Here is a 24,109-nt window from a genome sequence, read left to right as displayed (position 1 = left end):
CACGAGGAGCGTCTCAACTCCCTCTCGAAGACGGTCTCTTCGAGAGGGAGTGCTGTGTTCAGGCGGACTCGGTCGAGTGACCGGGGAACAGCGACAGCGCGGGGTCCAGGGCCACGGCAGCGTTGTTCACCGCGGTCGCCACCTCCCCGAAGCCGACGGACATCAGCCGGACCTTGCCCGGATAGGCGGTGACATCGCCGGCGGCGTAGACCCGGTCGACCGTGGTGCGCATCCTGGTGTCGACGACGATGGTGCGCCGCTCCAGTGCGACGCCCCAGTCGGCGAGCGGTCCGAGGTTGCTGATGAAGCCGAGCGCGGCCACGACCGCGTCCACCTTCAGCACACGGGGTTCCGTCTCCCGATCGACCCGTAGGTGCGCCTGGCGCAGCAGGTCGTCGCCGGACAGTGTCTCCACCTGGGCGTTGATGACGATGTCGACTCCGCGGTCGTACAGTTCGCGCACGCTCGCCGCGTGGGCGCGGAACGTGCCGCGCCGGTGCACGAGGGTCACCGAGCGGGCGATCGGGTGCAGGGCCAGGGCCCAGTCGACCGCGCTGTCCCCGCCGCCGACGACGAGGACGTCACGGTCGGAGTGCTCGGCCGGGTCCGGGACGAAGTAGCTCAGTCCCCGGCCGAGGAACTCCTCCCCGGCCGGGAGGGTGCGCGGGGTGAACGTGCCGATCCCGGCGGTCAGTACGACCGCTCCCGCGTCGACCGTGGTGCCGTCGGAGAGAGTCACCTGCGGGCGTCCGTCGGACGTGTGGGCGAGGTCGACGGCCTGGCGGCCGAGGAGGTAGGTCGGGTCGAACGCGTCGGCCTGCTCCTTGAGAGCGCCGACGACGTCGCGGCCGCGGGTGCCGGGGACGGCGGCGATGTCGCGGATCTCCTTCTCCGGGTAGAGCGCGGTGATCTGGCCGCCGCACTGCGGCAACGCGTCGACCAGGACGGTCCGCAGTCCGCGGAAGCCCGCGCAGTAGGCGCCGTAGAGCCCGATCGGGCCGGCTCCGACGATGAGGATGTCTGTGGTCACGGTCTCGGCCACGGGCCGGCCTCCTGGGGTGATGGGGAGTGTGGGCACCAGACCGCAGTGGTCGGCAGTGATCGGCGGGGGTCGACCGGCCGAGTGTAGGGCGGCTGCGATCAGGGCCGTCGGCTCCGGTCCCGGCTGATGGGACGGCCGTTGGACGGCCCGGGACGCCGCGTGGAGAGTCGTTTTCACGGGCCACCGCGATGACGGACGGCTTTCTGCGGACGAGGAGGGCGAGGCTCGTGAGCGATGAAGTGCGGGTGTGGATCGATCAGAAACTGTGCACGGGTGACGGCCTGTGCACTCAATACGCCCCCGATGTCTTCGAGTTCGGCGACGACGGACTGGCCTACGTCAAGAACGGCGAGGACGGGGAACTGCTGACGCCCGAGGGCGCGCAGGCCGATGTGGCGGAGCGGCTGCGCCTGGACGTGATCGACGCCGCCGACGAGTGCCCGGGCAACTGCATCCATGTGGTGCGGAGCGCCGACGGGACCGAGGTCGCCGGCCCCGACGCCGGCTGACATGACTGTGCGTGAGCAGTGGAAGGAGTGATGTTCGGTGTCTGCCGTGGTTGAGCCGCAACTGGGCCGTCGTGTCCCCTGGTTCGAGGGCGATGTGCCTCCCGAGAAGGTCCCGGAGAAGTACCGGCTTTCTCGTGCGTTCGTGCCCAAGGGCCGTTATCTGGACCCCGAGTTCCTCAAACTGGAGCTGGAGAAGGTCTTCACCCGGGCGTGGCTGATGGCCTGTCGGCTGGAGGAACTGCCGGGTGTGGGTTGCTTCGTGGAGTACGAGATCGGTGGTCATTCGATCCTGATCGTGCGGGAGGCCAAGGACTCGATCCGCGCCTATTTCAACGCGTGCCGGCATCGCGGTACGCGGCTGGCGCGCGGCCGGGGCCGGGTCGGTTCGCTCATCTGCCCCTTCCACGGCTGGCGTTGGAACCTGGACGGTTCCATCAGGTTGGTGCTCGACCGTGAGGAGTTCGTGCCGCGCTCGGACGACGACCTGGGCCTGGTCCAGGTGCGGGCGGAGCAGTGGGGCGGGTTCGTGTTCATCAACATGGACCCGGACGCGAAGCCGCTGCTCGAATACCTCGACCCGATTCCGCGGATCTTCGCGCCGTTCCAGTTCGAGAACATGCGCTACCGGTGGCACAAGAGCGTGCTGCTGCCGTGCAATTGGAAGACCGCGCTGGACGGTTTCCTCGAGGCGTATCACGTGGCGGGGACGCATCCGCAGCTCTACCGCTTCGACAAGTCGAACACGAACATCGCCTCGATGAAGGAACTCGAATCGCGGATGTGGGCGCCCACGACCGTGTACGAGCGGCATGCGCACTATTCGAGTGTCGGTCCGAAGAAGAAGGACGTCGGCAAGGACCCGGCCAACCGGGGTACGGGGGGCGTGACCGACGAACGGCTGAGTGTCGCGCTGAGCGTGCAGTACATCGCCGACGACATGCGCGGCCTGGAGAACGAGCGGAGCTGGCGGGCGGCCGAGGCGCTCAAGACCGCGGACGTGCCGGAGGGGATGACCGCCGGTCAGTACTATCTCCAGCTCTACCGGGACCTGTCGATCGCCGAGGGCTACGACTGGCCGGAGATCACCCCGCAGCAGTGGGCGGAGGCCGGTACGGCGTGGAACGTGTTCCCGAACACGATCCTGCTGCCCAACCAGGGTTCGGTGTTCGGCTACCGGGCGCGGCCCAACGGCATGGACCCGGACAGCTGCCTCTTCGAGATCTTCAGCCTGGACCAGGTCCCCGTCGCCGACTACGACAAGAAGCGGGACTTCCAGCCCCAGTTCTTCGAGGACTTCCGCGAGGCGGACCTCGGCGAGATCTTCACGCAGGATCTGCTGAACGCCAAGGAGGTGACCGTGGGCATGCACTCCCCCAGCTTCGACGGGCACCGGCTGAGCGAGGATCAGGAGATGACCATCTACAACCACCACCGGGTGGCCGACCGGTTCCTCTGGACGGACTGACCCGTCCCGTCTGTGGTCCCGGCCCGCAGGGGCCGGGACACGGCCGTGTCGGCGGTCTACCGCCGGACCCAGCCGACGTCGTGCCAGTACGTCTCCAGTTCGGTCACCGGCTTCGGCCAGGTCTCGATGTAGGTGACGCCCTCGGGTCCCGCCGTCATCGTGTACGGCGTGCCGGCCCGGCTGAGGAAGATGTCCCCCGGGCCCACCCGTACGGTCTGCGGCTCGCCCGCCTCGTAGTGCTCGATGCTGTACTCGCCCGCGAAGACGAACAGCATCTCGTCGACGTTGTGGTGGTGCCGGGGCACCGTGAAGTTCGGGCGCACGCGCAGCGGGTTGCGGTTGAAGCGCGGGATGTCGATGGGCTTGGTGGTCACCCACATCGCCCCGTCGAAGGTCGCCGCGAAGTCCACGGGCGCGTCCCGCAGCAGACCGCCGTCGTTCCAGAAGTACTTCGGATGGCCCTGCTGCTCCAGGCCCATGGGAACCCAGTCCGCGTCGTCCACCAGATCACCGAATGTAAGAGTCACGCGGTGACCGTATGCGCGGCCGTGCGCCGTGTCGTGGACAGGTTCCGCTCATCGGGATTCACGTATGACACGTCCCAGCCCGGTCCCCAGTATCGGGGCATGGGAATCGAGTTCTTCAATCTGCTGTCGGACGACGGCTGGATCGAGTTGCCGGTCGACCAGTCCGAGCCCACGTATCTGTGGCACGAGGGCGGACTCCTGGCCGCTGCGCCGGTCGACATGGAGCAGACCTTCAAAGGGAACATGTGGTGGTCGACCAAGGTGGACCCGTCGTTCAACCTCAACGGGCTGCGGTGCGCGCCGGGCTTCCCGGTGCCCCGCCACCATCACAACCTCGACGAGTTAATCATCGTCTTCGGCGGCGAGTTCCACGTCTCCTGGGGGAAGGACGGGGAAGAGGGCAGCCGGACCATCGGTCCGGGCGAGTTCTGGATCAGCGAGGCCGGCACCCCCTATCTCATGACGGCCGGACCTGAGGGCGTCACCTACATCGAGACCTGGCCCGAGCCGATGGCGAACCTCAGGACGTACTGGCACGACGAGGGCTGGGTCCATCGCGGTCACTGAACCGGCGCACCCGCTCGGACGCAGCAGCCCACCCGGCCTGCTGCGTCTTTGCATTTCGGCCCCTCATTCCAGACGCGAGACCACAAGGGACGCCGACCACGACGACAAGTCCCGTACGACCCATTCCAGCGGCAGGCAATTACGTATACTCTTCTTGCTTGCGGGCCCAGTTGCTACGTCAAGTCCTCGGCACGCCGGCCGGCACTGGTCCGCCGCGGCGGCCGGCCGTGTGCCGATCGACCTCCACTCGCGGCTCTCTCTTCACCCTCTCGGACGGCGGCGTCGCCGCGGCTTCGGCCCACGGCGCCGCCGGTCGCTGATCGCAGCGAGTGCCGGGCACTCGCCGACACGTTGGGACGCAGACATGATCGAGTCGGTCGGACGAGTCATCTCCTCACCCCGGTCGCGCGCCTCGGTGGCGCTGGTGTCGGCCACGCTCCTGCTGGCGGGATGCGGTGGCAGCGCCGGTGGTGCCACCGCCTCGGACAGCACGAAGATCCCGGCCGCGCTGGCGAGCGCGTTCCCCGGGAAGAAGGCCACCGGCGCGCCGGTCACGATCGGGCTCATCACCAACGAGGGCGGCTCCGCGATCAGCCAGCCCGAGAACAGGGAGGCCGCCGAGGCGGCCCGGAAGTACGTCAACGCCAACCTCGGCGGGATCGCGGGCAGGCCGGTCGAGTTCGTGGTCTGCAAGACCAAGGAGGAGCCGGCGACCGCGCGGGACTGCGCCAACCAGATGGTCGAGCGGAAGGTCGACGCGGTGGTCCTGACCAGCAGTGGTCTGGGCGACTCCATGGTGCCGATCGTGACCCGGGCGGGCATTCCCTGGACGACGTCCATCGCCGCGAGCAACTCCGAGGGCACCACCGCCAACGCCTTCTCGTGGACCGGCGGTTTCCCGACGACCATGACGTCGATGGCCGCCTACGCGAAGGAGAAGGGGTACAAGAAGGTCGCCGCGTTCGTGATCGACGCCCCGGCCGCGGTCAGCGGGATCGAGGCCATCGGCAAACCGGTCTTCGCGAAGGCGGGCGTCGGCCTCCAGATCGTCACCGTCGCGGCGGGTACACCGGACGCCTCACCGCAGGTGAGTGCCGCTCTGCGGAACAAGCCCGACGCCGTCGCCGTCGTAGCGGATCCGACCGTGTGCACCTCCGTGCTCCAGGCCATGGGAACGCTCGGCGCCGGCATCGCCCGGATGACCGTCCAGTCGTGCGTGTCCCCCGAGGTCGTCGACGCGGTGGGCGCGGGCATGGATGGCGTGCAGGTCTTCAGCAGCTTCGACGTGGCCAGCGACGACCTCGAAGCGCGGCTCTACCGGCAGGTGATGAAGGAGTACAGCCCCGACACCCCGACCCAGGGGTACGCGGCGATCGGGTACCAGGGCGTGCTCGGTCTGGTCCGCGCCCTGCACGGCCTGACCGGCACGGTCACGCCGAAGACGATCACCGCGGCGCTGCGCTCGGCGAAGAACGTCGTGCTGCCCGCCGGCCACGGCATCACCTTCAGCTGCGACTCCAAGGCGGTACCGGGGCTGCCCGCCGCCTGCTCGGCCAAGGAGGTCACCGGCACGGTGTCGTCCGACGGCAAGCTGGGGAAGACGCGGCTCGTCGATCCCAGCCCGTTGTTCGCGCAGTAGTCCGGAGCAACCGGAGGGGACGGTCCAGCCGATGAGCCAGTACGTCGTGTTTCTGTTGCTGGGGCTGGGAAGTGGGGCGGTGTTCGGCGCGCTCGCGCTGGCACTGGTGCTCACCTTCCGCAGTTCCGGAGTGGTCAACTTCGCCACCGGGGCGATCGCGTTGTACAGCGCGTACACCTACGCCTTCCTGCGTCAGGGCGAGTTGCTGGTGCCGCTGCCGGGCGTACCGAAGAAGATCGGGATCGGCGGTCCGCTCGGCCTCTTCCCGGCGGTGGTCATCTCCCTTGTCCTGGCCGCCGTGTTGGGGGTGGTGCTGTACGGACTGGTCTTCCGGCCGCTGCGGACCGCGCCGCCGGTGGCCAAGGCCGTCGCCTCGATCGGGGTGATGCTGGTGGTCCAGGCCGTGCTCGCCGCGGGGGTGGGGACGGGGGCGGTGTCGGTCAAGGCCATCCTGCCCAACGACCCGGTGTCCTGGGGCGGTTCGCTCATCCCCGGCGACCGGCTGTGGTTCGCGGCGGTGATCGTCGTACTGACCGTCGTCCTGGCGCTGGCGTTCCGGCTGACCCGCTTCGGTCTCACGGCCCGGGCGGCGGCGGAGTCGGAGAAGGGCGCTCTGGTCAGCGGACTCTCGCCGGAGCGGATCGCGGTCGCCAACTGGGCGCTCAGCTCGGCCGTCGCCGGTCTCTCCGGCATCCTGATCGCGCCGATCGTGCCGCTGGTCCCGGTCTCCTACACGCTGTTCATCGTGCCGGCCCTGGCGGCGGCGCTGGTCGGCAACTTCACCGCGCTGATCCCGGCCGTGGGGGCGGGTCTGGTCATCGGGATGCTCCAGTCGGAGGTGCAGTTCCTCCAGGGCAAATGGTCGTGGCTCCCGCAGACCGGTCTGGCCCAACTGGTGCCGCTGGCCGTCATCCTGGCCTACCTCGTGGTCCGGGGACGGCCGCTGCCCACCCGCGGCTCACTGATCCAGCAGGCGTTGGGCCGGGCACCACGGCCCGACAGCATCCTGGTCCCGGCCCTCGCGAGCACGGCCCTGGCCGTCCTGGTGCTCTTCTCGACCACCGGAAGCATCCGCGCCGCGGTGATCACCTCGCTGACCCTGGCGGTGATCTCGCTGTCGCTGGTGGTCGTCACCGGGTTCGCCGGGCAGATCTCGCTGGCCCAGTTGACCCTGGCCGGGGTCGGCGCGTTCAGCCTGAGCAAACTGAGCGTCGGATGGGGTATACCCTTTCCGATCGCCCCGCTGCTGGCGGCGTTGGCGGCAACGGCGATCGGCGTCGTGATCGGGCTCCCCGCACTGCGGATCCGGGGCCTGCCGGCGGCGGTGGTCACGGTCGCGCTGGCGGTGGCACTGGAGGCGTTCTGGTTCCGCAACCCCGAACTGAACGGCGGCCTGGGCGGCTCGAAGGTGCCCTCGCCCCACCTGTTCGGCATCGACCTGGGCATCGGGTCCGGCGAGGACTATCCGCGCATCCCCTTCGCGCTGCTGTGTCTCGTCGTGCTGCTGCTGGTCGGCCTGGGCGTGGCGTGGCTGCGCCGCAGCCGGCTCGGCGCCGCGATGCTCGCCGTGCGCGCCAACGAGCGGTCGGCCGCTGCGGCGGGTATCGACGTCGCCCGTACGAAGATCGTCGCCTTCGCGATCGGGGCGTTCATCGCCGGACTCGGCGGCGCCCTCATGGGCTACCAACAGACGGTCGCCGACGCCGAGATGTTCACCGCGATCGGCGGTCTCGGCCTGTTCGCGACCGCCTACCTGGCCGGCATCACCTCCTTGTCCGGCGGTCTCGTCGCCGGGGTGATGGGAGCCGGCGGCCTGCTGCCGGTCCTCCTGGACCGGGCCCTGTCCATCGGCGAGTGGTACGACGTGATCATGGGCATCGGTCTCGTCCTCACCGTGATCACCAACCCCGAAGGCGTCGTGGGCCCGGCACACGAACTGACGGCCCGGCTACGGCGCTTGCGCCGCCCCGCGACCGTCGACACCGGGGACGACCAGGACACCGATGCCCTCAACGGCACGGCACCAGCCGCCCGACCACCGGTCCCCGATCCCGGCGAGGTGGTCCTCGCGGTCCGCGACATCGGGGTGCGCTACGGCGGTGTGGTGGCCGTCGACGCGGTCTCCTTCGAGGTGCGCTCGGGCGAGATCGTGGGCGTGATCGGACCCAACGGCGCCGGGAAGACCACCCTCCTAGACGCGATCAGCGGCTACCACCGCAGTACGGGGACGGTCGAGTTCGACGGCCGGACGATCTCCTCGCTGAAGCCGCACCAGCGGGGACGGGCGGGCCTCGGACGCACCTTCCAGGGCATCGAGCTGTACGAGGACCTCAGCGTGGAGGAGAACGTGCTGGTCGGGGAGGCGGCGGCCCGGCACGGCGGCGACCACGTCGGCACCATGCGAGGGCTCGATCTGCGCAACCGGCTGTTCGAGACACTGCACCTGAGCCGTTTCCGGGACCAACCTGCCCGTGAACTGTCCCAGGGCAGGCGGCAGTTGGTGTCCATCGCACGCGCCCTGGCCGGCCGCCCCCGGATGCTGCTGCTCGACGAGCCCGCGGCCGGCCTGGACAGCAACGAGAGCCGGTGGCTGGGCGACCGACTGCGCGCTGTGCGGGCGGACGGCGTGACGGTCCTGCTCATCGACCACGACATGGGGCTGGTGCTCGACGTGTGCGACCGGATCGTCGTCCTGGACATCGGCAAGGTCATCGCGGACGGAACGCCCGCCGAGATCAAGGCGGATCCACGGGTCGCCACCGCCTACCTCGGCGCGACACACGTGGACGCGGATACGGACCAGGTGCATGGGGAGGTCGTCCAGTGACCGGGCGGGAACTGTTGACGTGCGAGAGCGTGGACGCGGGTTACACCAAGGGACGGCCGGTGGTGCGCGGCTTCGACCTGAAGCTGCTCCCCGGCGAGGTCACGGCCCTGCTCGGGCCCAACGGGGCCGGAAAGACAACCCTGTTGACGACACTCGCCGGACTGCTGCCACGCCTGGGCGGGACCGTCACCCTCGACGGCCGCGAGATCCGTGGCGGCCGGGCACGTGAGGTCGCCCGACGGGGCCTGGTCCTCGTGCCCGACGACCGGTCCCTCTTCACCCAGCTCACCGTGCGCGACAACCTGGTCCTCGCGCGGCGACGCCGGGGCAGCGGCGTGGACCAGGTGCTCGACTTCTTCCCCGCCCTGGGCAAACGGCTGAAGGTCGCGGCAGGCATGCTCTCCGGCGGGGAGCAGCAGATGCTGGCCCTGGGCCGGGCCATGATCCAGGACCCCCGGGTGCTGCTCGTCGACGAGTTGAGCATGGGGCTGGCACCGGTGATCGTCGAGGAACTGCTGCCGATCGTCCGCCGGATCGCCGAGGACACGGGCACGGCTGTCGTACTGGTCGAGCAGCACGTCCGGCTCGCACTCGACGTGGCGGACCGGGCGGTGGTCCTGGTGCACGGCACGACGGTGTGGAGCGGGCCTGCCGCGGGACTCGCGGCGGATCCCGGTCTGTTGGAGCGGGCTTATCTTGGCGAGGGGGCGGCGGAGTCTGTTTCGTGACTGGCTGCTGCGCAGGCCCTCGTCCGGGAGATCCCCGGTCGGCGGTGTGTCGAATACGCCGGTTCCCGATCGACGTGAGAGTGAAGGCACGACCTCCACGACTCAGGAGCACCACCGTGACCGTAACCGCGGATCTGGCCATCTCCCTCGACGGCTATATCGCCGGCACCGATGTCACCGTCGACAACCCGGGAGGCGACGGCGCCGAGCCGCTCTTCGAGTGGATTCACAACCTGGCGAGCTGGCGGGAGCGCCAGGGTATGACCGGTGGGGAGGAGAACCGCGACTCCGAGTTGATGCGGGAGTGGTTCGACGCCACCGGTGCGGTGGTGATGGGCCGGACGATGTACGACACCGGCGAGGAGTTCTGGGGCGCCGACCCGCCCTTCCGGACCCCGGTCTTCGTGCTCACCCACCGCCCCCGGCCCACCCTCGTCAAGGAGGGCGGCACCACCTTCACCTTCGTCACCGAGGGCATCCACAGCGCCCTGAGTCGGGCGAAGGCGGTCGCGGGCGACCGGAACGTCGACATCGCGGGCGGCGCGAGCACCGTACGGCAGTACCTCGGGGCCGGCCTCATCGAGGAACTCCAACTGCACGTGGTGCCCGCCCTCCTCGGCGACGGACTCCGGCTCTTCGAGGGGCCGGCCACCGGACGTCGGCGCGTCGAGCAGGTCAGGGTGGTCGAGACGTCACTCGCCACCCATCTGAAGTACCGCTTCGTGGAGTGACCGGTCCGTCAGAGGGGGTCGCGTGGGCGGCCTGTCGCCTCCAACGTGATCGGGTCGCCCACCCGGACCGTGCCCGCCTCCAGTACGTCCAGGTAGACGCCGAGGCACGACAGTCGGCCCAGGTCGAAGACCGGTATCCGGTGGTCGCGGGCGACGGCACGCATGATGCCGGGGTCCGGCGGCAGTTCGTCGTGGCCGAGGGTGGGGATCACGCAGCGGGGTGTGGGCACCAGCACCCGGAACAGCGCCTCCCCCACCCGCAGGCGCGACCCCACCCAGGCGTCCTCCGGGAAGCCGGGCCCGTCAAGGGTGTTCACGACCAGGTTCGGCCGGAAGCGGCGCGCGTCGAAGTCCCCCGCGGGGTACACGGTCCGCATCCGGTCCAGGGCAGCCGTTGTGACGAGATGGACCCGGCCGAAGTCGAAGAACGTCCCCGGGGCGACCCCGCCCGTGGTGATGCTCTCCCCCGTCGCGTCCACGGTCGCCGACTCCCGCACGGCCTCCGGGACCCCGCCCTCGTACGCGGGCACCGCGCGCTCCAGTCTGCTCTGCTCCGGTACGACGGCCGAGACGAACACCCGGCGGCCCAGCAGCGCCGACAACTCCCCGTCCAGGTCCGGGTCTTCGACCGGCAGCGCGGTCCCGTCCGGCAGGACGACCCGGACCGCGTCGGATTCGTCGAAACGGCTCCGGCAGCGCAGCAACTGCCCCCACTTCCGGGGGTGTTTGGCGCTGCCGACCGCGCCCGTCCCGTCGAGAACGGCGTACACCCGGTCCCCGGAGAGCCCGCTCTCCGTGACCGTCGCCGCGATCACGGCTTCGCCCAGCATCGACTTCACCGGATACCGGTACAGCGCCACGACAGTTCCCATGGATCAACTATGGCCGCCGACAAGGCACTCACTCGGCGTCAGAGGGAGCAAAGGGCTCAGAGGGTGAGCAACTCCTCGTAGAAACCGCCGAATCCGCGTGCGCTGTCGATGAGATGGATCTCCAGGATCCAGTGGCAGGTGCGGCCCGCCTTGTCGGTGCGGCGCAGTGGGGTGTCGTTGTCGGGGGTGATGTACGACTCGACGTGGGCGCCCTCGATCGTTTCGTGGGGGAACTCGCCGACCAGGTGTCCGGCGTGCCAGCCGCCCAGTTCCCAGCCCGCCTTGTCGGCCAGGCGGGAGATCTCGGTGTGCAGGCGCCGGCCGGTGATGTCCGGGGTGTTCTCGAAGATGCGCCTGCCCGCCGCGAACACCTTGGGCAGGTCGTCGCGCAGCCGGTGCTTGACCGGGTCGTCGCCCAGGACGAAGGTCCGGCCGAAGTCGGCCTCGTACTCCTCGAAGATCGGTCCGAAGTCGGCGAACACGATGTCGTCCGTGCCGATCACCCGGTCCGGCGGGTTCTCCTTGTACGGCTTGAGGGTGTTCGGGCCGGAGCGCACGATCCGCTTGTGCCAGTGCCGGGTCGTGCCGAACATCTCGTTGGCGAGGTCGCGGACCCGGTCGCTGACCGCCCGCTCGCCCTCGCCGGGCGCCACGAGCCCGCGCTCCTCGATCGCCGTGAAGAGCAGGGCGGCCTTGGCCTGGGCATCGAGCAGGCGCGCGGCCCGCGTGGGTTCGTCATCAGCCATGCGGTGAACCTAATCAGCCGGATCACTCTCAGCAATCGGATTCCGCCAGGCCCGCTCGCTCGCTTCACCACGTGAGCAGGATCAGGGTGCCGGCCGTCCCGCCCACCAGCCTGGTGCCACGACCGCGAGGGCGGCGCCGTGCGGGAAGGCGGGGCGGGCACCGGCGCTGTGCCAGGTGACCGGGATCAGGCGGGGTGTCCTCCTCGACGCCGGGTTCGAGGGCGTACTTCTCGATACGTCACCCGGGGACCCGGGACGCCCGGGCCAGGAAGTGGTGCGGCGCGTCCTCGTAGCGGGACAGGTCCCAGCCGGTCGCCCGCGGGGCCGGGCGGAGGTTCTCCTCGGCGAGGGGGCCGTCCGGGTCGAGGGGGCGGCCGTCGCGGGCGGCACGTTCGGCGCGGCCGGAGGGGTGGAACAGGAGCAGGGGGCCGTCCGGGGCGGTGACGCGGGCCCATGCGTGCAGGGCGGTCACCACGTCGGGTACGTGGTTGACCAGGCCCGCGCTGAAGACCGCGTCCACCGCGGCGGCGGCAGCGGGAGTCGGCAGGCGTCGGCCAGGAGCAGCCGGCCGTCCTTGTCGCGGCCTTCTCTGAGCGCGGCGGCGAGCATCGCGGGCGTGAGGTCGGCCTACGGCGAGGCCGTCGTCGCCGACCCGGGCGCGCAGCGCGGGCAGTGCGCGTCCGGTGCCGCGGCCCAGGTCGAGGACGCGCAGGCCGGGGCGGAGTCCCATGCGGTCGACCGCCGCCGCGTACCGGGGGCCGTCCTGCGCGAACTGTTCCTCTTAGCCCGCGGCTCGCCGGGTGAAGTAGGCGCGGGTCGCCGACTGTTGGGCCCGCTCCGCGACGAAGGCGGCGAAGCGCTCGAACACCCCGTCACGATGGCGGGCCAGTGCGGCCAGTTCGGCGGGTGCGGCGTCCACCAGCCCCGGGGCGGTGGACGCCTCCTGCGGGAACGCGTGGGCGAAGGCGCCGACCGCGGCCTCGTCCACCTCCAGGTGGAACTGCGTTCCCCACGCCGAGCCGCCGATCCGGAACGCCTGTACCGGGTAGCGGTCGCACGAGGCCAGCAGGGTCGCCCCGGCCGGCAGGTCCATCGTGTCGCCGTGCCAGTGCAGCACCCGCAGCCGCTCGGGCACGGCGGCGAACAGGGTGTCGGTGCGCGCGGCCTCCGTCATCCGTACGTCGGCCCAGCCGATCTGCGCGCCACTGCCGGGCCGCCCCGCACCACCGGCCGCGACGGCCAGCAACTGCGCGCCGAGACACACGCCCAGGACGGGGACCTCGGCCGCCAACGCGGCACGCAGCAGCGCCAGTTCCGCGCTACGACCGGGGAAGTCCTCGTAGGCGGCCATCGCTCCGCCCATCACCACCAGGCCCACCAGGTCGTCGGCCGTCTCCGGCACGGGGTCGCCCACCCAGGTCCGGCAGACGCGGGTCGGCAGCCCGGCCGCGTCGAGCGCGGCGCCGATGGCGTAGGGGCCTTCGTGCGGTGCGTGCTCCACGATCTGGATCACGAGCCATCACCTCCCGCACGACCGTACCCGGACGGTGGTCGGACCCAAACGCGGATACGGGAGCAGGCGGTCGGAACACCCTGCATGTGCGAGACCATTTCCCGCATTGCTCCGGCAAACGCGAATTACCCAGTCGGCATGGCGGTATTCCGGCACTCGACGCCTCCGTCCGCGCACTCCTCCGAAGTACCAGGACGAAGTCAACTCCCAGGTGGCGTATGCGACGAGGTCTGTGACGGGCGCGGCCGAAGCGACTAGCTTGTGGACTCACAGTCGGTGAGAAATCCGGCATTCCGCACCATTTCTCTGTGAGGCGTTCCGTCATGAGCTTGAGCATTCGCAACCAGATTCCCGGCACCGTCACCGCGGTCACTCCCGGCGCGGTGATGGCGACCGTGAAGGTGCGCCTCGACGGCGGCCAGGACCTCACCGCGGCGATCACGCTGGAAGCGGTGAAGGATCTGGGTCTCGCCGAGGGTACGGCCGTACGCGCGATGATGAAGTCCACCGAGGTCGCGCTCGCCACTGACCGTGTGGCGGGGCTGTCCATCCGGAATCAACTGCCCGGCACGGTCAGCGATGTCACCGCCGGCGGGGCGATGGCCGTCGTCAAGGTCACGGTCGACGGGGGCGAGCTGACCGCGGCGATCACGAAGGACGCGGTCGGCGACCTGGATCTGCGGACCGGTTCGCCGGTCGTCGCGCTGATCAAATCGACGGAGGTGTCCCTGGCGACCGTCTGACCCACGGCCGTCATGGTCCGGTGTTGATCGGCGCGGGCCCTTCACGCGGGACCCGCGCCCGGCCGATGGTCGAACCTCGCCGATAAATCGAGAGGTCGCGACAAAACCCCTCATTGCATTCACCAGCAGCCCGAGATGCCCTACCTTGAATGCCCGAAGCGCAAGGCTAGCGCGGGGCACGGTCGCGGGGGCAACGGGTGGAGAAGGCGGCTCCGAACGAAGACGGGCACCACGACCACGTCGACTTCCGGGGCAGCGAATTCCGAGGCCCGGTCACCGGAAAAGTCGTCGTCAACCAGTGCCGCTGCGCTCCGCTCACCGCTCTCTCGGCCCTGCCGGCGGCCCCCGCGGGCTTCACCGGCAGGCGTACCGAAATGACCAAGCTGCTCGACGTCCTGCGCCCCACCGACCCGGGGACCACCCCGAGGTCGGCCGTGATCTGTGCCGTGACCGGGCTGGGGGGCATCGGCAAGACCGCGCTCGCGCTGGATGCCGCGCACACCGCCTGCGCCCGGAAGTGGTTTCCGGGCGGCACTCTCTTCATCGACCTGGGCGGCTACAACGACACTCCGTTGACCGCCGAGCAGGCCGTCACCTCTCTCCTTCACGCGCTCGGCGTGGGGCACGTCCAACTCCCGACCGAGGACGTCGACCCGTACGCGTTGTACCGGAGCCGCCTCGCCAATCTCGCCGACCGGAATCAGTCCGTACTGCTTCTGCTCGACAATGCCTCCACCCCGGAGCAGGTCTCCCCGCTGCTTCCCGGAAGCGATCGGCACCGGGTCCTGATCACCTCCCGTGATCGCCTCGACTCCCTGCCCGCCCGGCAGCTCGCCCTGGATGCTCTCAGTCCGGACAACTCCGTATCCCTGATCGCCACCGCTCTGCGTCTGCGCGACCCCGACGACGACCGGCCCTTCCAAGAGACCGGGGCCGTGCGGGACCTGGCCCGACTGTGCGGCCATCTGCCACTGGCGCTGCAGATCGCCGCCGCCATGCTGGTACGCCGTCGCCCGGACCGTCCGATCGCTTCGCTGGTGGACGAGTTGCGGACGGCCACCGACACGACACGCGCTCTGGTCAGTGAGGGAGTCGACCAGTACAGCAAGTCCCTGGCCCTGCCTCCGGTGTTCGACGTGTCGTTCGGCAGGCTGGGTACCGGCCAGGCGAGGATGCTGCGCGCGGTGGCGCTGGCACCCAGCACCGAGATGAGCACCGACGCGGCGGCGGCCATGACCGGCCTGCGCCCTGCCACGGCGCTGCGCCTGTTGGACGACCTGGCCCACGCTCACCTCATCACCGCGTTACCGGCGCCCACGGGCATGTCCGAGCGGTGGCGTATCCACGACCTCGTCCGCGGCTACACGGCGACGCTGACGGCCGACGACCCCGCGCTGGCGGAGGAGGGCGAACGGGCGCGTGAGCGCCTGCTGAGTTTCTACCGCTCTCTGGCGGAGGCCGCGGACCGCCAACTGCGGTCGCCGCGGGGCGAATCCGTACCGGAGGTCTTCGCGGGGCGTGCGGAGGCATTGGCCTGGCTCGACGCGGAGCGCGTCAACCTGGTCGCCGCGGCCCAGTGGACCGGCGACCGTCTCGCGCGGGATTCCGTCCGCCTGGCCTTGAGCGTGGCCGAGTTTCTGCGCTGGCGCCGGTTCTTCGACGACGGGATCGCCGTCGGCCGAGCCGCCCGGGGCGCCGCCCATCGCCTGGCGGACCGGCACAGCGAGGCGACCGTGTGCAACAACCTCTGCGGTGCGCTGCTGCGGGCGGGGCGGGCCGACGAGGCGATCGAACCGCTGATCCGCGCCGCGGGCCTCTTCGACTCCCTCGGCGACCTGACCGGTGAGGGGATGGCCTGGAACACCCTCGGACTCGCCCTACGGAGGTCGGACCGTCTGGACGAGGCCATCAGCAGCCACATCCGAGCCCGTGACCGCTTCCGCAGCACGGGCGACCTGCATCTCGAAGGGCGCGCGTGGCACAACCTCGGCCTCTCCCTGGACACCGCGGGCCGGACGGAAGAGGCCGTCAGCGCCTTCGCCCGAGCCTGCGAGATCCACCGCGCGACCGGTGACCGGGTCCTCCACGGCGATTCACTGAGCAGTCTGGGCTGGGCCCTGCACGCGGTGGGGCGGGTGGACGAGGCCATCGCCACGTACCGCGAGTCGGTGAAGATCCGCCGCGAGTACGACTATTGGTACGCGACCGGCCTGACCCTGAACAATCTCGCCCTGGCTCTCGAAACCGCCGGCCGTCCCGACGAGGCATCGAAAGCCAGGGCCGAAGCGGTCGACGCCTCGGCCCGGGCCGGAACCACCGCCGAGGTCTACGGCCACCTGCACTAGCACCCGGCCTCGATCGCGCCGGGTGTGAGCGCCTACGCTGCTCGGGAAGGTAGCTGTAACCAGGTCACCAGCGCAGAGGGGCGTCACGCGTGGCAAGCGACCGACAGGGCACGGCCGAGGCCGCGGACGCGTCCCGCCGTATCCCGCCCGGCCAGCGCCATGTGCACGGCCGGCCGGTCTCGCACTACGGGCCCGTCCCCCGTTTCCGCCCCGATCGCTGGAACCTGCGGCTCCACGGAGCCACCGCCGACGGCACCGAGCACACCTGGACGTTCGACGAACTGGCGCCCCTGCCGCACCTCACGGTCGTCGCCGACCTGCACTGCGCGTCCGGCCCGACCTCCACCGACCACGAGTGGTACGGCATCCCCGCCGCCGCGATCCTGGATCTGGCCCCGCCCGCGCCGGAGGTCACGCACGTGATGGCGTGGGCGGAGTACGGCTACTCCGCCCATCTCCGCCTCGCCGACTTCACGGCCCCACAGACCCTCCTGGCCACGCACCACGACGGGGAACCCCTCACCGCCGAACACGGCTTCCCGCTCCGCCTGGTCGTGCCACATCTGTACGGCTACAAGAGCGCCAAGTGGCTGCGCGCGATCGAGTACCTCACCGAGGACCGGCGCGGTTTCTGGGAGGAGCGCGGCTACCACAACATCGCCGATCCCTGGAAAGAGCAGCGCTACTCCTATCAGGAGCAGGACCACGAGGATTCGGGGCAGCGCGACTGAGGGTCCGGGATCACCCGTCCTCACGTCCAAAACCCGCCCTGCCGGGAGTGGATCACGGCACGTACGCTCCTGTTCATGGTTGCGCATCGCATGGTCGACGTGAACGGTGTCCGGCTGCACATCGCCGAGCAGGGCGAGGGCCCGCTGGTGGTGCTGCTGCACGGCTTCCCCGAGTCGTGGCACTCCTGGCACCGCCAGTTCGGCCCCCTGGCCGACGCCGGCTTCCGGGTGGTGGCGCCCGACCAGCGCGGCTACGGCGGCAGTGACCATCCGGACGACGTGGACGCGTACACCATCCTTCACCTGGTGGGCGATGTCGTGGGCCTGATCAAGGAGTTGGGCGAGGAGAAGGCGTACGTCGTCGGGCACGACTGGGGCGCTCCGGTCGCGTGGCACACCGCACTGCTACGACCGGACATGGTGCTCGGGGTGGCCGGGCTGAGCGTGCCGCCGCCGTTCCGGGGACCGCAGCGTCCGCTGGCGATGATGGAGGAGCGGTTCGGGGACCGCTTCTACTGGAACTACTTCAACCGGCCCGGTGTCGCCGACGCCGAGTTCGCGCGGGACACCCGCACCACGCTGCGCAAGTTCCTCTACTCCGCCTCCGCCGCCGCTTCTCCCAGCGGGGAGATCATGCAGCCGCTGGTCGACCCCGAGCGGGGCTGGCTCGCGGTCATGGAGGACCCCGAGGTGCTGCCGGAGTGGCTCACCGAGGACGACCTGGACGCGCTCACCGAGAGCTTCTCCGCGGGCTTCACCGGCGCCCTGAACTGGTACCGCAACCTCGACCGCAACTGGGACCTGACCGCCGCCTGGGACAACGCCGTCGTCACCCGGCCGTCCCTCTACCTGTACGGCGACCGTGACCTGGTGCCCGCCTTCCCCGGCGCGCGTGAACTCATCGACGTACTGCCCGACTTGATGCCGAGCCTGTGGCGCAAGCCGATCGAGCTGGCCAACTGCGGGCACTGGACCCAGCAGGAGCGCCCCGACGAGGTGAACGCGGCGCTCGTCGAGTTCCTCACGGCGTGCCGCGAGGGTGTCGACGGTGTGCCGGGAACGGGGCCGGCCGACGCGTGATCGCCTGAGCCGCACGACCGGGTCGGGCCGCGGGCCGTCGGCCGGGGAAACTCCCTCGCCCTGCGCGAGGAGTTGCTGGAGGAGCACTGGTCCTACATGGACCGGTACGCGAAGGAGATAATCGCCCGGGGTCCGACGCTGGCCGACGACGGTGACACCCCCACCGGAAGCGTGCACCTCCTCGACCTGCTCGACGCTGCCGCCGCCCGCGCGTTCGCCTTCGACGAGCCGACCTACCAGGCCGGGGTCTACCGGGACGTGCTGATACGGCGCTGGCGCAACACCCTGGGCCGCACCATGTGGGACTTCGCCGGCGGCCGGGACGGCGGCAACCGGTACCTGGTGCTCGGCCTCGGCGCCGGACGGCAGCCCGCGGCGGACCTCGCCGTACCGCCCGGCCGGGACGAACTCATCGCCTACGGACCGCTGTTGTCCGACGACGGCACCGCCTGGCTGGGCACCGCGGCACTGCTCCGGGCACCCGACAAGGAGACGGCACGCGCCGTCCTGACCGAGGACAGGTACGCCGACATCGAGGTGCACAACTGGCAGTTCGGCGGCCGACCGTCCTGACCCGGGTCATCGGGACGATGGCGGCCGCCGCTCCGCCGGCCGCCTTCGCACCGCGTGAACCGATGTGTCCCGGGTAGGAAACGTGATCGGATGCGGCTGGACGGACGGTCGCGCCTTGTGTGAAGGGACGGTTGGGACATGACGTTGGAGCAGGCTGCCGAGAACGCGGTGGACGCGGTCGTCGTGAACGACGGACACCTGCTGCTGGTGAACGTCCAGGCCGGCTGGAGCCTGCCGTCCGGTGTCCCCGACCAGGCCGAAACCCCGCAGGCCACCGCTGCCCGGGTGGTGTACGAACTCACCGGCCACCTCGTGGACGGCTCAAGTCTCCTGGAAACGCAAGGACCGCCGGCGGTGGTGTGCCACCTGCTGAGCGAGGACCCCTCGGGGGAGGCTCAGCTCACGGCCGGACAACTCCGCTGGGCCACGTTCGCCGAAGCCATCGACAGCGGGCTACCGGCCCCCGTGCGCACCTATTTGCAGGGTCATACACCGGTGTAGGCAGCGACTTCAGGAAGTCGCCTTCCGGATGCGGGCGAGCAGGGTCCGCAACTGGGCCCGGTCCTCGGCGTCCAGCTCGGCCGTCGCCTCCGCGAGCGCGAGGCCGTCGACCTCCTCGGCCTCGCGATGGCACTTCCGGCCCTTGTCGGTGAGACGCAGCAGAAACGCCCGCCGGTCGTGCGGATGACGTAGGCGCTCCACCAGTCCGTCGCGCTCCAGGCTGTCGACGATGCTGGTGGTGGTCCGCGCCGCGACACCGGTCATCTCGCTCAAGTCCCGCATCCGGAGGGGTTGTTCGGCATGCGCGAGCATGCGCAGGGCGCGCAGCCGGGCGACCGAGGCTCCGTTCGCGCGCAGCCGGGTCTCCACGAACTGCCGTAGCTGATGCGTCGTCTCGTAGAGCTCGTCGACCAGGATGTCGCTGCTGCCGTGCACTGCCATGGCGTTCCCCGTTCCGCGGTGAGAGCCGATTGTACGGTCCCCGGCCGGTACCAGTGAGCACTCACATAGTGAGTATGCTCAGCATGTGCTGCTGTCCCGACGCCGTCCCGTCCCCTCTGCCCTTCGACGAGTTCCCCGCCTTCCGCGACCTTCCCGGCGCCTCCGTCCCGGTCAGCGTCTGGTCGTCCCCGTCATGTGCGTCTGCGTGACGTTCATCGCGATCGTCGACGGAGCGATCACGACCGTGGCGCTCCCGTCCATCGCCCGTCAGTTCCGGCTGACGACGGCCGCGCTGGACGGGGTGGTCGTGGTCTATCCGGTCTGCCTGGCCATGGCCATCCCCGCCTCCGCGTGGCTGGTCGAACGGCTCGGCGCCAAGCGTGTGCTGCTGGCCGCCCTGACCGCGTTCCTCGGCTCGTCCCTGCTGTGCGGCGCGGCGGCCGGTCTCGGTCAGCTCGTCGCGGCCCGCGCGGTGCAGGGGCTGTCCGCCGGAGTGCTCTTCCCCGCCGCGTCCTCGCTGCTCTTCAGCACCTTCAACTCCTGGGAGCAGGTGCGGATATCGCGATACATGATCATCCCGCAGCAGATAGCACCGGCCGCCGCCCCGATCCTCGGCGGGCTGCTGGTGGACCACCTGTCCTGGCGTTGGGTGTTCTACGTCAACCTGCCGCTGGGCGTGCCCGCCGTCGCGTTCGGGGCGCTGTTCCTCGCCGAGCACCGCGGCCACCGGGCCGGCCGTTTCGACCTCACCGGGCTGCTGCTGAGCGCGGCAGCGCTGGGTGGCGTGATGTTCGGTGTCTGCAAGGGCCCCAACCGGGGCTGGACCTCCCTCTCCGTGGTCACCGCCCTCGCCCTCGGCACGGTCCTGCTCACCGCCACCGTCCTCTTCGAACTACGCACCGCCGAGCCGCTGTTGAGGCTCCGCCTGTTCGCGGACCGGCTCTTCCGCGACACCAACCTGATCAACCTGGTGGGCCTGGTGCCGATCCTCGGCGCCATGTACCTCGGCCCGCTCTTCCTCCAGCAGGGTCAGGGCCGTTCCGCGCTGGAGTCCGGCACCAGCACGTTCCCCGAGGCCTTCGGCGTCCTGCTGACCGTCCAGATCGCCGGGATCCTGTACTCCAGGGTCGGCCCCCGGATCATCATCGGTTCGGGTCTGGCCATGGTGAGCGCGGTCCTGCTGCTCTTCTCCACCTGCGACCAGGACACCGGCCTGTGGACCTTCCGGGCGTACATGTTCCTGCTCGGCATCGGAATGGGCGGGGTCTTCATGCCGACGACGGTCGCCTCGCTGGCGACGCTCTCCCGGAAGGACCTGGCCCAGGCCTCCACGCTCAACACGGTCGTACGGCAGACAGGGGGCGCGTTCGCGCCTGCGGCGGTGACCACGGCCCTGGTCCTGAGCACCCCCGCGACAGCCGCGGCGAACCCACCTGTCACCGCCTACCAGCACGCCTACCTGACCCTGGCCGCCCTCGCCGCGGCAACCTCCGCGTTCGCCTTCACCCTCCCCGACGGCCCGGCCCGCGCGGCCGCCCGCGGCACGACCGTATCGAGCCGCACCGCTCCCACCAGGAGCCACGAGGAGGCACACTGAGGCCCCATTCCGCAAGGCGAGACCGACCAGGAGCCCCTGCCGTTGAGGACGACGGTCGAGCACCCGGCAAGCCGCTCATTGCCCTGGGGGACCACCGTCACGTGCTCCATTGGGCACCCGGCGCCGGCTTCCTCGGCCGCGGCGATGGTCTTCTCCGGGCCCAGTCCCCCTCACCCTCCCTGACCACACCACGACCGTATCGAGCCGGCCCGCTCCCGCCGGACAGCACGAGGAGACCCGCCCCACCCCTCAGGGAACTACCGGCAAAACCGACCAGGAATCCCTGCCGTTGAGCACAGCGGTCGTGCACCCGGCAAGCCGCTTGTAGCCCTGGGAAACCGCCATCGCCTGCTCCGCCGGCACCGGGCCGCCCGTCTCCTCGGCCATGGCGATGATCCTCTCCGGGCCCAACTCGCGGTTGGCCAGCACCAGTTGGTTCAGTGGTTCCCGGCGCAGGTGGTCGTAACGCTCCAGGGCCCGTACCGGATCGTCGTACCTCGAGAGGGCCCAGGCCAGCACCCGCGCGTCGACGATCGACTGGGAGCCGCCGTTCATGCCCATCGGGTACATGGGGTGGGCGGCGTCGCCGGCCAGGGTGACCCGTCCGAAGCTCCAGCGCGGCAGGGGATCCCGGTCCACCATCGGATACTCGTGGATGTCGGTTGAGCCGCGGATCAGTTCGGGCAGGTCGACCCAGGGCAGATTCCAGTCGGCCACCTCCGCCAGTGCCTCGGTCGGCGGAACCGGACGGCTGGAACGGTGGTCCGGTGCGTCGGCCGAGCCCGGTCGACGGATCTCCAACACCCAGTTCATCAGCGTGGGTTCGTCTTCCACCGCCGTGTCCTCGACCGGGTAGGCGACGAACTTGGCCCCCGGGCGGCCACCGGCCACGACGATCGTCCGGCCGCCGAGTATGTGCGGATAACGGCTCATGCCACGCCACATCTGGACGCCGTTCCCGCGCGGCGGGCCCTCGTCCGGGTGGAGTTGGGCCCGGAGGCGGGAGTCGATGCCGTCGGCGCCGACGAGAACATCGGCCTCGACCACGACGGGCGCCCCGGTTCGCCGGTCCACGAAGTGCGCTGCGCCCGGGCCTTGATCCCCAGAGCTTTCAAAGTGCTCGAAGGCCATGCCCGTACGGACCGCATCCGGTCCGATACGCGTGCGGACCGCGTCCAGCAGCATCATCTGCAACCTGCCCCGGTGAACGGAGTACTGGGGCCACCGGTATCCGGCCGTCAGACCGAGCGGCTCCTCCCAGATCGGGCGCCCCTGGCGATCGCAGTACACGAGCCGTTCCGGCGCCAGCCCGATGGCGTCCAGCGCGTCGCCGAGCCCGAGTTCGGTGAGTTCGCGTACGGCGTGGGGAAGCACGTTGATGCCGACTCCGAGCGCCGTCAGTTCGCGGGCGGACTCGTAGACGAGCGGGGTCATTCCCGCGGCGTGCAGGCTGAGCGCGGTGACAAGTCCGGCGACGCCGCCACCCACCACGACGATCTTCAAGTGTTCCCCCTCGCATTGGAGTTCCGGTGGCAACTCGGCCTGGGCGCCCACCAGTTCAGCGGACACGGCAGGAAACCCCTACCCGGTACGGACTCCCGAACCAGCTTAACCGGAGGAATCATCTCCAGGTAGGGTGGCCGGTGTTGCGCGGCGGCTTGACCCCGCCGAAAGCAGCGCTGCTCGTCGTGGACCGGACCACAGAGAGGGCACCCCCGATGACTCACCGGAACAGCCGGGGCGACCTGCCAAACGGAGCCGCCGAGGCTCAACTCGCCCTGGTGGCAAGGGAGCTGGCGTCGGTCCTCGCCACCCACGCCGAGCACACCGAGCGGCAGCGCACGCCGGCCGAGGCGAGCCTGAAGGCGCTGCGCGAGGCCGGGTTCTTCGCCCTGGGGACTCCGCGCTCCTACGAGGGCCGGGGCGCCGGTGTGCGCACCGCCGTCGACGTGTGTGCCGAGCTGGCCGCGGGGTGCGCGTCGAGTTCATGGCTCGTCGGCATCGCGTACGGGGGCGCCCTTTTCGCCTCCCAACTGCCCGACGCGGTCCGCGTCGCGATCTGGGAGTCGGATCCCGACGCCGTCGTCTGCGGGGCCGCCAACCCCTCCGGTTCGGTCACGGCCGCACCCGGGGGCCTCGAACTCGGCGGGCGGTGGCCGTGGATATCCGGCATCGACCTTGCTGCCTGGGTGTTGCTGGGCATCGTGCGGGAGGACCGCGGCCGACCGGAGCGCGGGCTGGGCCTCGTCCGCGCGTCCGAGCTGACGGTGGCGGACACCTGGCACATGGCCGGAATGCGGGGCACAGGCAGTCAGACAGCCGTCGCGCGGAGGCTCTTCGTATCGGACGAACGGTTCGTGTCGTTCGCCGAGATCGCCGACGGGATCGGCATCCGGCGCCATCCGGGCGAGGCGCGGGTGGTCTTCCCCCTGTCCATCAACCTGCCGCTGGTCGGCACCGGCATCGGCATCGCCCGCGGCGCGCTCGAACACGTCGTCCGGGACCTCGCGGGCGGAAAGCGCTCCGTCTCCCCGCTCCACTCCCACACGGCGGACGCGCCTCCCCACCAACTGAATGTCGCGCAGGCCGCCACCCTGATCGACACGGCAACGCTTCATGTACGACGCGCGGCCGACGAGATCGACGAGGCCGCACGCGCCGGACGCCGCCCCGATCTCGAAACCCGGGCCCGGCTGCGGATGGACGGCAGCCACGCCATGCGCTGTGCCCGCGAGGCCGTCAGCCTCCTGCTCGACACGGCCGGGGCGAGCGGCTTCTCCGACGACTCACCGCTGCAACGCGCGTGGCGCGACATCGGAACGGCCTCCCGCCACGCGGCACTGAGCGTCGAGACCAGCCGGGAGCTCTACGGCCGTGTCCTGCTCGGCCGGCCGCTCCCCCATACCGATGTCGTCTGATCCCAGCAACCGAG

General features: G+C 70.4%; 21 protein-coding genes and 2 pseudogenes. 15 read left to right on the top strand and 8 right to left on the bottom strand.

Annotated features, from left to right (window positions below; all coding sequences use genetic code 11):
- Nucleotides 1-58: 58 nt before the first annotated feature.
- Nucleotides 59-1,042, bottom strand: a complete 984-nt coding sequence (locus ABZT04_RS24890; protein ID WP_356059176.1) for an NAD(P)/FAD-dependent oxidoreductase — start codon at nucleotides 1,040-1,042, stop codon at nucleotides 59-61.
- A gap of 188 nt (nucleotides 1,043-1,230) precedes the next feature.
- Between ABZT04_RS24890 and ABZT04_RS24885 the strand changes: the two genes are divergently transcribed.
- Both ABZT04_RS24885 and ABZT04_RS24880 read left to right on the top strand, forming a co-directional pair.
- Nucleotides 1,231-1,551, top strand: a complete 321-nt coding sequence (locus ABZT04_RS24885; RefSeq protein WP_356059175.1) for a ferredoxin — start codon at nucleotides 1,231-1,233, stop codon at nucleotides 1,549-1,551.
- A gap of 37 nt (nucleotides 1,552-1,588) precedes the next feature.
- Nucleotides 1,589-3,016, top strand: coding sequence for an aromatic ring-hydroxylating dioxygenase subunit alpha (locus tag ABZT04_RS24880; protein WP_356059174.1), 1,428 nt, complete (start codon nucleotides 1,589-1,591; stop codon nucleotides 3,014-3,016).
- Nucleotides 3,017-3,072: 56 nt separating this feature from the next.
- On the opposite strand, the gene ABZT04_RS24875 is transcribed toward ABZT04_RS24880, so the two are convergent.
- Complete coding sequence (locus ABZT04_RS24875; RefSeq protein ID WP_356059173.1) at nucleotides 3,073-3,543, bottom strand: cupin domain-containing protein; 471 nt, start codon at nucleotides 3,541-3,543, stop codon at nucleotides 3,073-3,075.
- A 99-nt stretch (nucleotides 3,544-3,642) separates the two neighbouring features.
- On the opposite strand from ABZT04_RS24875, the gene ABZT04_RS24870 reads away from it, so the two are divergent.
- From ABZT04_RS24870 to ABZT04_RS24850, 5 genes are all read left to right on the top strand, one after another.
- The gene (locus tag ABZT04_RS24870) at nucleotides 3,643-4,110 is read left to right on the top strand and encodes a hypothetical protein (RefSeq protein WP_356059172.1); all 468 of its coding nucleotides are present in this window, start codon (nucleotides 3,643-3,645) and stop codon (nucleotides 4,108-4,110) included.
- Between the two features lie 364 nt (nucleotides 4,111-4,474).
- Nucleotides 4,475-5,749, top strand: a complete 1,275-nt coding sequence (locus tag ABZT04_RS24865; RefSeq protein ID WP_356059171.1) for an ABC transporter substrate-binding protein — start codon at nucleotides 4,475-4,477, stop codon at nucleotides 5,747-5,749.
- 31 nt (nucleotides 5,750-5,780) lie between these two features.
- Complete coding sequence (locus tag ABZT04_RS24860) at nucleotides 5,781-8,576, top strand: branched-chain amino acid ABC transporter permease/ATP-binding protein (protein ID WP_356059170.1); 2,796 nt, start codon at nucleotides 5,781-5,783, stop codon at nucleotides 8,574-8,576.
- Nucleotides 8,573-9,304, top strand: a complete 732-nt coding sequence (locus ABZT04_RS24855) for an ATP-binding cassette domain-containing protein (protein ID WP_356059169.1) — start codon at nucleotides 8,573-8,575, stop codon at nucleotides 9,302-9,304. The genes ABZT04_RS24860 and ABZT04_RS24855 overlap by 4 nt, the downstream gene beginning before the upstream one ends.
- Nucleotides 9,305-9,420: 116 nt before the next feature.
- Nucleotides 9,421-10,035: a dihydrofolate reductase family protein gene (locus ABZT04_RS24850; protein ID WP_356059168.1), complete on the top strand. Its 615-nt coding sequence runs from the start codon at nucleotides 9,421-9,423 to the stop codon at nucleotides 10,033-10,035.
- Nucleotides 10,036-10,043: 8 nt separating this feature from the next.
- On the opposite strand, the gene ABZT04_RS24845 is transcribed toward ABZT04_RS24850, so the two are convergent.
- From ABZT04_RS24845 to ABZT04_RS24830, 4 genes and pseudogenes are all read right to left on the bottom strand, one after another.
- Nucleotides 10,044-10,907, bottom strand: coding sequence for an MOSC domain-containing protein (locus ABZT04_RS24845; RefSeq protein WP_356059167.1), 864 nt, complete (start codon nucleotides 10,905-10,907; stop codon nucleotides 10,044-10,046).
- Between the two features lie 56 nt (nucleotides 10,908-10,963).
- Nucleotides 10,964-11,653: a M24 family metallopeptidase gene (locus ABZT04_RS24840; protein WP_356059166.1), complete on the bottom strand. Its 690-nt coding sequence runs from the start codon at nucleotides 11,651-11,653 to the stop codon at nucleotides 10,964-10,966.
- Between the two features lie 238 nt (nucleotides 11,654-11,891).
- Nucleotides 11,892-12,395: pseudogene (locus ABZT04_RS24835) on the bottom strand (methyltransferase domain-containing protein); the annotation flags it as partial.
- A 39-nt stretch (nucleotides 12,396-12,434) separates the two neighbouring features.
- The gene (locus ABZT04_RS24830) at nucleotides 12,435-13,166 is read right to left on the bottom strand and encodes a type 1 glutamine amidotransferase (RefSeq protein WP_356059165.1); all 732 of its coding nucleotides are present in this window, start codon (nucleotides 13,164-13,166) and stop codon (nucleotides 12,435-12,437) included.
- Between the two features lie 323 nt (nucleotides 13,167-13,489).
- Between ABZT04_RS24830 and ABZT04_RS24825 the strand changes: the two genes are divergently transcribed.
- The 6 genes and pseudogenes from ABZT04_RS24825 (at nucleotide 13,490) to ABZT04_RS24800 (ending at nucleotide 19,139) form a co-directional block, all read left to right on the top strand.
- Nucleotides 13,490-13,909, top strand: a complete 420-nt coding sequence (locus ABZT04_RS24825) for a TOBE domain-containing protein (protein WP_356059164.1) — start codon at nucleotides 13,490-13,492, stop codon at nucleotides 13,907-13,909.
- Between the two features lie 197 nt (nucleotides 13,910-14,106).
- A complete protein-coding gene (locus ABZT04_RS24820) occupies nucleotides 14,107-16,254 on the top strand; it encodes a tetratricopeptide repeat protein (protein WP_356059163.1) in 2,148 nt (715 codons plus the stop codon).
- An 89-nt stretch (nucleotides 16,255-16,343) separates the two neighbouring features.
- A complete protein-coding gene (locus tag ABZT04_RS24815) occupies nucleotides 16,344-16,985 on the top strand; it encodes a molybdopterin-dependent oxidoreductase (protein WP_356059162.1) in 642 nt (213 codons plus the stop codon).
- A gap of 90 nt (nucleotides 16,986-17,075) precedes the next feature.
- Nucleotides 17,076-18,065 (top strand): alpha/beta hydrolase, encoded by a 990-nt coding sequence (locus ABZT04_RS24810; RefSeq protein ID WP_356059274.1) that lies wholly within the window; start codon nucleotides 17,076-17,078, stop codon nucleotides 18,063-18,065.
- A 51-nt stretch (nucleotides 18,066-18,116) separates the two neighbouring features.
- Nucleotides 18,117-18,638, top strand: a pseudogene (locus ABZT04_RS24805) (YciI family protein); the annotation flags it as partial.
- Between the two features lie 138 nt (nucleotides 18,639-18,776).
- Nucleotides 18,777-19,139: an NUDIX hydrolase gene (locus tag ABZT04_RS24800; RefSeq protein WP_356059161.1), complete on the top strand. Its 363-nt coding sequence runs from the start codon at nucleotides 18,777-18,779 to the stop codon at nucleotides 19,137-19,139.
- Between the two features lie 9 nt (nucleotides 19,140-19,148).
- Here the strand turns inward: ABZT04_RS24800 and ABZT04_RS24795 are convergent, their stop codons facing one another.
- Complete coding sequence (locus tag ABZT04_RS24795; RefSeq protein ID WP_356059160.1) at nucleotides 19,149-19,580, bottom strand: MarR family transcriptional regulator; 432 nt, start codon at nucleotides 19,578-19,580, stop codon at nucleotides 19,149-19,151.
- Nucleotides 19,581-19,773: 193 nt separating this feature from the next.
- On the opposite strand from ABZT04_RS24795, the gene ABZT04_RS24790 reads away from it, so the two are divergent.
- Nucleotides 19,774-21,177 carry a DHA2 family efflux MFS transporter permease subunit gene (locus tag ABZT04_RS24790; RefSeq protein ID WP_356059159.1) on the top strand — a complete coding sequence of 468 codons (1,404 nt, stop codon included), beginning with the start codon at nucleotides 19,774-19,776 and terminating at the stop codon, nucleotides 21,175-21,177.
- Nucleotides 21,178-21,426: 249 nt separating this feature from the next.
- Here the strand turns inward: ABZT04_RS24790 and ABZT04_RS24785 are convergent, their stop codons facing one another.
- Entirely contained in the window at nucleotides 21,427-22,680 is a 1,254-nt protein-coding gene (locus ABZT04_RS24785) for an FAD-dependent monooxygenase (RefSeq protein ID WP_356059273.1), read from the bottom strand.
- Between the two features lie 215 nt (nucleotides 22,681-22,895).
- Between ABZT04_RS24785 and ABZT04_RS24780 the strand changes: the two genes are divergently transcribed.
- Nucleotides 22,896-24,095 carry an acyl-CoA dehydrogenase family protein gene (locus ABZT04_RS24780; RefSeq protein ID WP_356059158.1) on the top strand — a complete coding sequence of 400 codons (1,200 nt, stop codon included), beginning with the start codon at nucleotides 22,896-22,898 and terminating at the stop codon, nucleotides 24,093-24,095.
- Nucleotides 24,096-24,109 lie beyond the last annotated feature (14 nt).

The sequence above is a fragment of the Streptomyces sp. NPDC005492 genome (genome assembly GCF_040605995.1).
Classification (GTDB): Bacteria; Actinomycetota; Actinomycetes; order Streptomycetales; family Streptomycetaceae; genus Streptomyces.
This window is presented reverse-complemented; position numbering and strand designations above follow the sequence as displayed.